Annotated in this window: 9 protein-coding genes; 2 read left to right on the top strand and 7 right to left on the bottom strand. The window is 66.9% G+C overall.

The window, feature by feature from the left end; genetic code table 11:
* Window positions 1-32 precede the first annotated feature (32 nt).
* Together ASD71_RS20005 and lolA are read left to right on the top strand one after the other, a co-directional pair.
* Window positions 33-2414 carry a DNA translocase FtsK gene (locus ASD71_RS20005; RefSeq protein WP_156395235.1) on the top strand — a complete coding sequence of 794 codons (2382 nt, stop codon included), beginning with the start codon at window positions 33-35 and terminating at the stop codon, window positions 2412-2414.
* A complete protein-coding gene (gene lolA, locus ASD71_RS20000; protein ID WP_056568645.1) occupies window positions 2414-3049 on the top strand; it encodes an outer membrane lipoprotein chaperone LolA in 636 nt (211 codons plus the stop codon). The genes ASD71_RS20005 and lolA overlap by 1 nt, the downstream gene beginning before the upstream one ends.
* A 784-nt stretch (window positions 3050-3833) precedes the next feature.
* Here lolA and ASD71_RS19995 read toward each other — a convergent pair.
* Genes ASD71_RS19995 through ASD71_RS19965 form a run of 7 tightly spaced genes read right to left on the bottom strand, consistent with a single transcriptional unit; the run spans window position 3834 to window position 10497 of the window.
* Window positions 3834-4247, bottom strand: a complete 414-nt coding sequence (locus ASD71_RS19995; RefSeq protein WP_056568642.1) for a RidA family protein — start codon at window positions 4245-4247, stop codon at window positions 3834-3836.
* A 39-nt stretch (window positions 4248-4286) separates the two neighbouring features.
* A complete protein-coding gene (locus tag ASD71_RS19990) occupies window positions 4287-5756 on the bottom strand; it encodes an amidohydrolase family protein (protein WP_056568640.1) in 1470 nt (489 codons plus the stop codon).
* Between the two features lie 13 nt (window positions 5757-5769).
* Window positions 5770-6642 (bottom strand): MurR/RpiR family transcriptional regulator, encoded by an 873-nt coding sequence (locus tag ASD71_RS19985; RefSeq protein ID WP_056568637.1) that lies wholly within the window; start codon window positions 6640-6642, stop codon window positions 5770-5772.
* Window positions 6643-6671: 29 nt separating this feature from the next.
* Window positions 6672-7670, bottom strand: coding sequence for an ABC transporter ATP-binding protein (locus ASD71_RS19980; protein WP_056568635.1), 999 nt, complete (start codon window positions 7668-7670; stop codon window positions 6672-6674).
* Window positions 7667-8674, bottom strand: a complete 1008-nt coding sequence (locus tag ASD71_RS19975) for an ABC transporter ATP-binding protein (RefSeq protein WP_056568632.1) — start codon at window positions 8672-8674, stop codon at window positions 7667-7669. Before ASD71_RS19975 ends, ASD71_RS19980 begins: the two co-directional genes overlap by 4 nt.
* Window positions 8675-8676: 2 nt before the next feature.
* Window positions 8677-9546 (bottom strand): ABC transporter permease, encoded by an 870-nt coding sequence (locus tag ASD71_RS19970; protein WP_056568629.1) that lies wholly within the window; start codon window positions 9544-9546, stop codon window positions 8677-8679.
* A gap of 9 nt (window positions 9547-9555) precedes the next feature.
* Window positions 9556-10497 (bottom strand): ABC transporter permease, encoded by a 942-nt coding sequence (locus ASD71_RS19965; protein ID WP_056568626.1) that lies wholly within the window; start codon window positions 10495-10497, stop codon window positions 9556-9558.
* Window positions 10498-10569 lie beyond the last annotated feature (72 nt).

Genomic DNA, 10569 nt, shown 5'->3' with positions numbered 1-10569 from the left:
CTTTAGGGTAACGCCCAATTATAATGAGCCGCATGCCGCGTATCTCGACTGCTTCTCCGCGCGCCTCGCGCAACACCCGCAACGGACCTTCGCCGCTGCAAACGCGCATTTCCGCGTTGCTGCGCGAAGCCCGCTGGATCCTATTTGCCGCCCTGGCGGCCTGGCTTACTCTGGTGCTCGCCACCTGGAGCGCGTCCGACCCTGGCTGGTCGCACTCGGTTCCAGGCGATGTCGTGCGCAACCAGGGGGGACGCCTGGGCGCCTATCTGGCGGACATCCTCCTCTATCTATTCGGTTTTTCTGCCTGGTGGTGGGTCATCCTGCTGCTGCACCGCGTGCGGGCCGGGTACCGGCGGCTGGCCGCGCAGTTGCGCGTGGCCAATAGCAAACAGCCTGAAGTGCTGCCGCGCGTCCACTGGGAAGAGGGCATCGGCTTCGTCCTGCTGATGGTGGGATCGCTGGGCATGGAAGCCCTGCGCCTGGCCAGCCGCGGCACCCATCTGCCGGGCGCTTCAGAAACGGCCAGCGGCGCCGGCGGGGTCATCGGCCAGATGCTGGCCGGCCTTATCGGCAGCAGCATCGGCTTTACCGGCGCCACACTGGCCTTTCTGGTCATGCTGGCAATCGGACTCAGCCTGTTTTTCTCGTTCTCCTGGTTGGCGGTGGCCGAGCGTGTCGGTTCCTGGCTGGAAGGCCTGGTCCGCAAGATGCGCAATTCCTACACCGCGCGCCAGGACCGCAAGGTCGGCGAAGTCGCCAAGGCCGTGCGCACCGAACAGGTCGTGGCCAAGCAGGAAAAGCTGGTGCACGAGCAGCCGGTGCGTATTGAACCGGCCATCACCGTGGTGCCCAAGTCCGAGCGCGTCGAAAAGGAAAAGCAGCAATCGCTGTTCTTCCCGCCCACGGGCGGCGCCGAAGGTGATCTGCCGGCCATCAGCCTGCTCGATCCGCCCCTGAACAACCAGGAAACCGTCTCGGCCGAGACCATCGAGTTCACCTCCCGCCTGATCGAAAAGAAGCTGGCCGACTTCGGCGTGTCGGTTACCGTGGTTGCGGCGCAGGCCGGTCCGGTCATCACCCGCTACGAAATCGAACCGGCCACCGGCGTGAAGGGCAGCCAGATCGTCAACTTGGCCAAGGATTTGGCACGCGCGCTCAGCCTGGTCAGCATCCGCGTGGTTGAAACGATTCCCGGCAAGAACCTGATGGGGCTGGAACTGCCCAATCCGCGCCGCCAGATGGTGCGCCTGTCCGAGATCCTGGGTTCGCAGACCTACCACGCCAGCCATTCCGTGGTGACCATGGCGCTGGGCAAGGACATCGCCGGCAACCCGGTGGTGGCCGATCTGGCCAAGATGCCTCACCTGCTGGTGGCGGGCACGACCGGTTCGGGCAAGTCCGTCGGGATCAACGCCATGATCCTGTCGCTGCTGTACAAGGCCGACGCCTCGCACACCCGCCTGATCCTGATCGACCCCAAGATGCTCGAAATGAGCGTCTATGAAGGCATCCCCCATCTGCTGGCGCCGGTGGTCACCGACATGCGGCACGCTTCCAACGCGCTGAACTGGTGCGTGGGCGAAATGGAAAAGCGCTATCGACTCATGAGCAAGATGGGCGTGCGCAACCTGGCCGGTTACAACACCAAGATCCGCGACGCGATCAAGCGCGAAGAGCCGATCCCCAATCCGTTCTCGCTGACGCCGGACCAGCCCGAACCCCTGTCGCCGCTGCCGACCATCGTTGTCGTCATCGACGAGCTGGCCGACCTGATGATGGTCGTCGGCAAGAAAATCGAAGAACTCATCGCCCGTCTGGCGCAGAAGGCGCGCGCGGCGGGCATCCACCTCATCCTCGCCACCCAGCGTCCCAGCGTGGACGTGATCACCGGCCTCATCAAGGCCAACATCCCAACCCGCATCGCGTTCCAGGTGTCGTCCAAGATCGACTCGCGCACCATTCTTGACCAGATGGGCGCGGAAACGCTGCTGGGTCAGGGCGACATGCTGTACATGCCGCCAGGCACGGGCCTGCCGGTGCGCGTGCACGGCGCATTCTGCAGCGACGACGAAGTCCATCGCGTGGTCGAGAGCCTGAAGGCGCAGGGCGAGCCCAACTACGTCGAGGGCCTGCTGGAAGGCGGCCTGGACGGCGACGGGGCCGAGGGCGCCAGCAGCGTCACGGGCATTGGCGGCGACGCGGAATCCGACCCGATGTACGACCAGGCCTGCGAAGTCGTGCTCAAGCATCGCCGCGCGTCGATCTCGCTGGTCCAGCGGCACCTGCGCATTGGTTACAACCGTGCGGCCCGGTTACTCGAGCAGATGGAGCAATCGGGTATGGTGTCGGCGATGCAATCCAATGGGAACCGCGAGATCCTGGTTCCCGCAGCTGCCGCCCGAGAGGAAGCATGATGAAGACGTATCAAAGGCTGGCCGCCGTCGCGGTCCTGGGTCTGACGCCGGCGCTGGTTCCGGCCGTGGCGCTGGCCGCCAGCGCGCAGGAGCAATTGCGCGCCTTCGTGACCACGGTCACGTCGGCCACCGGGTCGTTCTCGCAGTACACCGTCAACGATCAGGGCCGGACGCAGCCCGCGCAGACCGGGGTGTTCTCGTTCCAGCGGCCCGGCAAGTTCAAGTGGGCCGTGCAGAAGCCTTATGAGCAGCTCGTCATTTCCGATGGCCGGCAGGTGTTCCAGTTCGACCCCGATCTGGCGCAGGTCACCGAGCGCAAGGTCGACGCCGCCATCGGCACCTCGCCCGCGGCCATTCTCTTTGGCTCGGGATCGCTGGAGCAATCGTTCGATGTATCTGCGCTGCCTGCCAAGGACGGCGTGGACTGGCTGCGCGCCAAGCCGCGCACGGCCGACGCCGGTTTTTCGCGCGTCGACATCGGCATGAAGAACAACCTGCCCGTGCGGGTGGAATTGCTCGATTCGTTCGGCCAGACCACGCGCGTCGACCTGTCAGGCATCCAGGCCAACCCGCAACTGCCCGCCAAGGAATTCCAATTCACCGCGCCCAAGGGCGTGGATGTGGTGAAGATGTAGCGCGGTGTTGCCGCCAGCCCAATGCAGAATGCCCGGTGGAAACCGGGCATTCTTGTTTTGAATGCCGTGTCTCGCGGCAGCCGTGCAACGAACCCGGTGTCTGACACCCGTGTGGGACGGTCATCAGCTTGGGCCGTCGTCGCAGGGGTGTCAGACACCTGCCGACCTGCCGCAGTCGTGAATAGAACCCGGTGTCTGACACCCGTGTGAGACGGTCGTCAGCTTGGGCCGGCGTCGCAGGGGTGTCAGACACCTGCCGACCTGCCGCAGCCGTGAATAGAACCCGGTGTCTGACACCCGTGTGAGACGGTCGTCAGCTTGGGCCGTCGTCGCAGGGGTGTCAGACACCTGCCGCCCTGCCGCAGCCGTGAATAGAACCCGGTGTCTGACACCCGTGTGGGACGGTCGTCAGCTTGGGCCGGCGTCGCAGGGGTGTCAGACACCTGCCGACCTGCCGCAGTCGTGAATAGAACTCGGTGTCTGACACCCGTGTGAGACGGTCGTCAGCTTGGACCGGCGTCGCTTGGGTGTCAGACACCTGCCGCCCTGCCGCAGCCGCGAATAGAACCCGGTGTCTGACACCCGTGTGAGACGGTCGTCAGCTTGGGCCGGCGTCGCAGGGGTGTCAGACAACTGCCGACCTGCCGCAGCCGTGAATAGAACCCGGTGTCTGACACCCGTGTGAGACGGTCGTCAGCTTGGGCCGGCGTCGCGGGGGGTGTCAGACACCTGCCGACCTGCCGCAGTCGTGAATAGAACCCGGTGTCTGACACCTGCCTGCGTGTCAGGGCCGCTTGTACGCCACGCAGTCGACTTCCACTTTCGCGTCAACGACCAGGCTCGACTGCACGCAGGCACGCGCCGGCGGGTTGGCGCCGAAGTATTCCTTGAATACCTTGTTGAACGACGCAAAGTCACGCGCGTCGTCCAGCCAAACGCCGCAGCGCACGACGTGTTCGGGGCCGTAGCCGGCTTCCTGCAGGATCGCCAGCACCTGCTGGATGGCCTTGTGGCTTTGCGCGACGATGCCGCCTTCGATCACTTCGCCGTTGTCCATCGGCACCTGGCCGGAAACATACAGCCAGCCGTCGGCGGCGACGGCGCGGGCGAAGGGCATGTGCGAGCCGCCCTGGCCGGTGCCGCCGGCCACGCCGAAGCGGGTGATGCCGTTGTTGTCGGGAGTGGGGGTAGCGCTCATGAGATGGTTCTCCTTGAAGATGTCCGGATGCCGCTGCGGTCAGGCGGCCGAAAGATCGGGGTAAGACGCGCGCAGGTCGCCGCTGCGCGGCAGCCAGCGGCCGGCGCGCTCGCCGGTGGCCTGGCCCTTGCGGTAGGACAGGACGCCGTTGACCCACACCGCCTCGATGCCCGCCGCGGTTTGCACGGGCGCGGCGAAAGTGGCGCTGTCGATGACGGTGTCGGGGTTGAACAGCACCAGATCCGCGTGATAACCCTCGCGCACGAAGCCGCGCTCGGCCAGGCCGAAGCGGGCGGCGGACAGCCCCGTCATCTTGTGCACGGCCTGGGCCAGCGGGAACAGGCCGACGTCCCGGCTGTAATGGCCCAGCACGCGCGGGAAGGCGCCCCACAACCGCGGATGCGGCATCGGATCGTTCGGCAGGCCGTCCGACCCCACCATGGTCAGGCGGTGTGACAGCACGCGGCGCACGTCGTCTTCGTGCATGTTGTGATACACCGCGCCGGCCGGTTGCAGTCGTTGGGCTGCCTCCAGCAGCGTCACGCCCCAGTCGGCCGCAATGGCGGCGAGCTTGCGGCGCGCCTGTTCCGGATGCGGCTCGGACCAGGTGATGTCGATGTCGAATTCGTCCGTGACCTGCTTCAAGTCCAGCGTCGACGAACTGGCGGAATACGGATAACAATCGCAGCCCACGTGCTGCATGCGCCCCGCGTTTTCCAGCGCGAACAGCACCTCTTTCGTGCGGCCCCAGTTGCCGGCGCCCGCGCATTTCAGGTGCGACACCACCACTGGCACGCGTGCGTGCAGGGCGATGTCGAAGGCTTCCTGCATGGCTTCCAGGATGGCGGCAAATTCCGAGCGCAGATGCGTCGTGTACAGCGCGCCGAACTCGTCCAGGGCCTCGGCCAGCAGTTTGACCTCGGCCGTGTCCGCTTCGAACGCGGACGCATAGGCCAGGCCGGTGCTCAGGCCGATCGCGCCGTGTGCCAGCGCGTCGCGCAACTGCTCGCGCATCGCCAACACCTCGTCGCGCGTGGCGGGCCGGTCCAACCGGTCCATGTGATTGCTGCGCAGGGCCGTGTGTCCGACCAGCGCGGCCACGTTCACGGCCGGCCGGGCGGCCTCGATGGCGCGGGTGTAGTCGGCAAAGGTGGCATAGCGGAAGTCCTCGCGCTTGCCCAGCAGGTTCATCGGGTCGGGCGGATCGCCGCGCAGCGTCACCGGCGAGGCGCTGATGCCGCAGTTGCCCACGACCACGGTCGTCACGCCCTGCGACAGCTTGGGCAGCATGTCCGGCGTGCGGATGACGGTGGTGTCGTCGTGGGTGTGGACGTCGATGAAGCCGGGGGCCAGCGCCAGGTCGGTGCCGTCGATGATCTGGCGCGCGGGGGCGCCGGGCAGGTCGCCGATGGCGGCAATGCGGCCGCCTTCCAGCGCCACGCTGGCGCGGATTTCCGGGCCGCCGGAGCCGTCCAGGATCCGGACGTTGCCTATGAGGGTGTCGTACATCTTGGTTTCCAGATCAATCGCCCAGCGGCAGGCGGTTCGGCCCGCCGCGGTGCTCGTCCAGCGCCAGCTTGATGCGGCGCAGGCGTTCGCGGTTTTCTTCCTGGTTCAGCATGGCCAGTTCGGTCGACAGCAGGTCGATGGCCAGCATCATCGCGTAGCGCGAGGCGGAGGGCTTGTAAATGAAGTCGGTCTCGTCGGTGCGGATGGGCAGCACCACGTCGGCCAGCTTCGCCAGTTCGGACGAGGCGTCGGTGATGGCGACGATCCTTGCGCGGTATTGCTTCACGATGCGCGCCGCGCCCACGATTTCAGGCGTGAGGCCCGATGCGGACAGCACCAGCACGGCGTCGCGCTCGTCCAGCGTGGCTGCCACCATGCGCAGCAGCACGGCGTCGCTGTAGACGGCAATGGGATAGCCCAGCCGCACCAGGCGCGACTGCACTTCCTGCGCCAGCACCGCCGACGCGCCGCCCATGCCGAAGACGTAGATCATGCGCGCCCCGTCCACGATCGACGCGGCCGCCTCGAAGAGCTGCTCCGTGAATGCGGGCAGGTGCGCGCGCAGCGTGCTTTCGATGTCGGCGTAGATGCGGGCGTAAAACGTGCTTTCCTCGGCCGGGGCGCTGGGATCCAGGAAGCGGCTGCCCACCGTGCTGGCCTGCGCCAGCTTCATTTTCAGGTCACGCGTGTCGTCGCAGCCGACCGTGCGCGCAAAGCGCGAGATGGTGGCGATGCTGACGCCGGCCTTGGCGGCAAGCTGGTCCACGGTGGCGCTTGCGCTCCAGATGATGTCGTCCAGAATGGCGTCGGCCACCTTGCGCTCGGTCACGCTCAATGCGTCCCGCCGACTGCGTATCTGGAAGACGATGTCGCGGATGATGTTCATGTGTGATTCCTGGATCAATTCGGGCGGGCTCAGGCCGCGAGCGCGGGATCGTCGAGGCGGATGCAGGACACGTAGTGGTCCGCGCTGACGCTGACGGCCGGCGGCACGGCCGCAGCACAGGCGTCGATGGCGTGTGGGCAGCGCGTGCGGAACACGCAGCCGGAAGGCGGGTTCACCGGGCTCGGGATATCGCCCTTCAGGAGGATACGCGAACGCGGCGCGCGCGGATCCGGCACGGGCGCGGCGGACAGCAGCGCGCGCGTGTAGGGATGGCGGGGGCGGGCGTAGACCTCGCTGGTAGGCCCGCGCTCCATGACGCGGCCCAGATACATCACCACCACGTCGTCGCACAAGTAATCCACCACGGCCAGGTCGTGCGCCACGAACAGCATGGTCAGGCCCAGGTCGCGCTGCAGGTCCTGCAGCAGGTTCAGCACCTGCGCCTGCACCGACACGTCCAGCGCGGACACCGGCTCGTCGGCCACGATGAAATCCGGCTCCACTGCCAGCGCGCGCGCAATGCCGATGCGCTGGCGCTGGCCGCCGGAGAACTCATGCGGGTAGCGGCGGCTGTGATCCGCGTTCAGGCCCACGCGCTCAAGCAGTTCGCCGATCCGCTCGGCGCGGCGGTTCTGCGCCAGCTTGTGCGTGTCCAGCGCCTCGCCCAGGATCTCGGCCACCGTCATGCGCGGATTCAGGCTGGCGTACGGGTCCTGAAACACGATCTGCATGCGGCGGCGCCACGGCAGCATCTGCTTCTCGTTGAGCGTGGTGATGTCCTGTCCGTCGAACACGATGCGGCCGGCAGTGGGGGCGAACAGGCGCAGCAGCGCGCGCCCGGTCGTGGTCTTGCCGGAACCGGATTCGCCCACCAGGCCGACGATGGTGTTGCGCGGCACGTCGAAGCTCACGCCGTCCACCGCGCGCACGACGGGGGCGTTGCGCGCTTGCGAGGTCGGAAAGTGGACCTTCAGGTCATCGATGCGCACCAGCGGCTCGGCGGCGCGGGGAGTCGGAATGCTCGTCATATCTGATTCACCTTGATGCAGCGGGCGCGGTGTGCGGTCTGCACCGTCACCAGGTCGGGCACGCCGGCGCGGCAGTCGTCCGCGGCCAGAGGGCAGCGCGGCGCGAACGTGCAGCCGGGCGGCAGCGACAGGACGCTGGGCACGTTGCCCGGAATGGCGCGAAGACGTTCGCCCGACGCCAGCAGCGCGGCCGTCGGCAGACAGGACAGCAGGCCGCGCGTGTAGGGATGCGTGGGCTTTTCGAACAGGTCGTAGACGCCGGCGTCCTCGACCACGCGGCCGGCATACATCACGGCCACGCGATGCGCGATCTCGGCCACCACGCCCAGGTTGTGCGTGATGAAGAGGATGCTCATGTTCATCTCGGCCTGCAGGCGGCGCAGCAGATCCAGGATCTGCGCCTGCACCGTCACGTCGAGCGCCGTGGTGGGCTCGTCGGCGATCAGCACCGCGGGGTTGCATGCCAGCGCCAGCGCGATCATCACGCGCTGCCGCATGCCGCCCGACATCTGGTGCGGGTATTCGTTGACGCGGCGATCGGCCGCCGGTATCTCCACGCGCTCCAGCATCTCGCGGGCGCGCTTCAATGCCGCGGCGCGCGAGCCGCCTTCGTGCTGCAGCACCGCCTCGGCGATCTGGTCGCCCACGGTGTACAGCGGGTTCAGGCTGGTCATGGGCTCCTGGAAGATCATCGCGATCTCGGCGCCTCGGATGCGTTGCAGCGTGGCGGGCGTCGCGTGCGCCAGGTCGTGCTGGACGCCCTGGCGGTCGCGGAACAGGATTTTGCCGGCCTCGATGCGGCCCGCCGGCTTGGGCAGCAGGCCCATGATGGACAGGCTGGTCACGGACTTGCCGGAACCGGATTCGCCGACGATGGCCAGCGTTTCGCCGCGGGCCAGGTCGAAGGTGACGCCGTCCACCGACTTGGCGATGCCGTCGCGGCTGTGGAACCAGGTTTTCAGGCCTTCCACCGACAGCACGATGTCTCGGGTGCTTGCGGTCATGTTTACAGCTCCTTGCGCAGGCGCGGATCGAGAACGTCGCGCAGGCCGTCGCCCACCAGTTGCAGCGACAGCACGGACAGCACGATGGCGATACCGGGAAAGATCATGATCCAGTCCGCCGAGCCCATGTATTGCTGGCCGGCGTTGATCATGGTGCCCCAGGTCGGAATGTCGGGCGACACGCCCACGCCCAGGAACGACAGGCCCGCCTCGGCCAGGATTGCGTACGCGAAGATGAAGGTGCCCTGCACCAGAATGGGCGACACCAGGTTGCGCAGCACGTGCACGGTGACGATGCGCCACGTGGGCACGCCCAGCGCGCGGGCGGCCTCCACGAAGGGCAGCTCGCGGATCACCAGCGTCGAGGCCCGCACGATGCGCGCCAGGCGCGGCGTGTACACGATGCCCAGCGCAATCACCACGTTGACCAGCGACGGCCCCAGCGCGGCCACCAGCGAGATCGCCAGCAGGATGTCCGGGAACGCCATCATCGCGTCGATCAACCGCGACACGAACTTGTCGGCGGTGCGGAAGAACCCGGCGATCAGCCCCAGCGCAATGCCCAGCACGCTGGACAGGATGACGACGGAAAAGCCCACCATCAGTGACAGCCGTCCGCCGTGGATGACGCGGCTGAAAACGTCGCGGCCGAAGTCGTCGGTGCCGAACCAGTGCGCGGCGCCCGGCGCCTTCAGACGGTTCATGATGGACAGCTTGAACGGATCGTAAGGGCTGATCCACGGCGCCAGCAGCGCGGCGGCCGCCAGCACCACGATCACGATGAGGCTGATCAGCACCGTCTTGCGCGACACCAGCAGGCGCAGGACCTGCCAGCGGTCCGAGCCGGGATTCATGGAAGTTGCAGTCGTCATGTCGATGGCTCAGTAACGCACGCGGGGGTCGACCACGAGATACAGCAGGTCGATGAACAGATTGATCAGCACGTAGATGGCCGCGATGATCAGCAGCGCGCCCTGGATGACGGGATAATCCCGCCGCAGCACGGCCGACACCACAAGGCTGCCCACGCCGGGCAGGCCGAACACGGTCTCGGTCACAACCGCGCCGCTGATGAGCAGCGCCGTGGTCAAGCCCAGCACCGTCAAAATCGGGATCAACGCGTTGCGCACCGCGTGCTTCAGGATGACCTTGCGTTCCGGCAGGCCCTTGGCGCGCGCCGTGCGCACGTAGTCGTCGCGCAGCACGTCCAGCATGCTGGCGCGAATGAAGCGGGTAATCAGCGCCGAATTGACCAGTCCCAGCACGACCGCAGGCAGGATCAAGTGCGACAGGCGCGTGGCGAGCGAGGCGTCCGGCCCGCCATAGCCGGCCACCGGCAGCCAGCCCAGCTTCACGGAGAACACCTGCATCAGCAGCAGTCCCAGCCAGAAGCTCGGCACGCTGGAGGTGAACATCGAAAACGAAAGCACCGACTGGTCCAGCGTCGTGCCGCGCTTGACCGCCGACAGAATCCCCACCGGCAGCGCGATGGCGCTGGCAATCAGCAGCGACATCAGCGTCAGCAGGATAGTCGGTTCGGCGCGGTCGGCCAGCGCCGACAGCACCGGCTTGTTCATGAAAATGGACTGGCCCAGATCGCCCTGCACAAGCTTGCCCAGCCACGACACGTACTGCATCGCCACAGGCTGGTCCAGCCCGAGCTGCGCGCGCAGGGCGGCGATGTCCTGCTGGCTGGCCTGCGGTCCGAGCATCACGGCGGCCGGGTCGCCGGGCGTGAGGCGGATGATCACGAACACGATGGTCGCGACGATGAACATCACGGCCACCAGCCCGACCAGCCGATTCAAGAGATAACGCAACACGGTGACATCCTAGAAATCATTGCGTGGGCGCGAGCAATCGCGCGCGCAGGTCCGCGGCGGCGGGCGGCAGCG

The organism is Achromobacter sp. Root565, from assembly GCF_001427425.1.
Taxonomy (GTDB): domain Bacteria; phylum Pseudomonadota; class Gammaproteobacteria; order Burkholderiales; family Burkholderiaceae_B; genus Achromobacter; species Achromobacter spanius_D.
Note: the sequence above shows the minus strand (reverse complement) of the source record. Positions and strands in the feature narration are given on the sequence as shown.

Excerpts from the sequence above, each read along its gene's own strand:
- ASD71_RS20005 (WP_156395235.1), top strand. The coding sequence starts at position 33 with ATGCCGCGTATCTCGACTGCTTCTCCGCGCGCCTCGCGCAACACCCGC.
- lolA (WP_056568645.1), top strand. The coding sequence starts at position 2,414 with ATGAAGACGTATCAAAGGCTGGCCGCCGTCGCGGTCCTGGGTCTGACG.
- ASD71_RS19995 (WP_056568642.1), bottom strand. The coding sequence starts at position 4,247 with ATGAGCGCTACCCCCACTCCCGACAACAACGGCATCACCCGCTTCGGC.
- ASD71_RS19990 (WP_056568640.1), bottom strand. The coding sequence starts at position 5,756 with ATGTACGACACCCTCATAGGCAACGTCCGGATCCTGGACGGCTCCGGC.
- ASD71_RS19985 (WP_056568637.1), bottom strand. The coding sequence starts at position 6,642 with ATGAACATCATCCGCGACATCGTCTTCCAGATACGCAGTCGGCGGGAC.
- ASD71_RS19980 (WP_056568635.1), bottom strand. The coding sequence starts at position 7,670 with ATGACGAGCATTCCGACTCCCCGCGCCGCCGAGCCGCTGGTGCGCATC.
- ASD71_RS19975 (WP_056568632.1), bottom strand. The coding sequence starts at position 8,674 with ATGACCGCAAGCACCCGAGACATCGTGCTGTCGGTGGAAGGCCTGAAA.
- ASD71_RS19970 (WP_056568629.1), bottom strand. The coding sequence starts at position 9,546 with ATGACGACTGCAACTTCCATGAATCCCGGCTCGGACCGCTGGCAGGTC.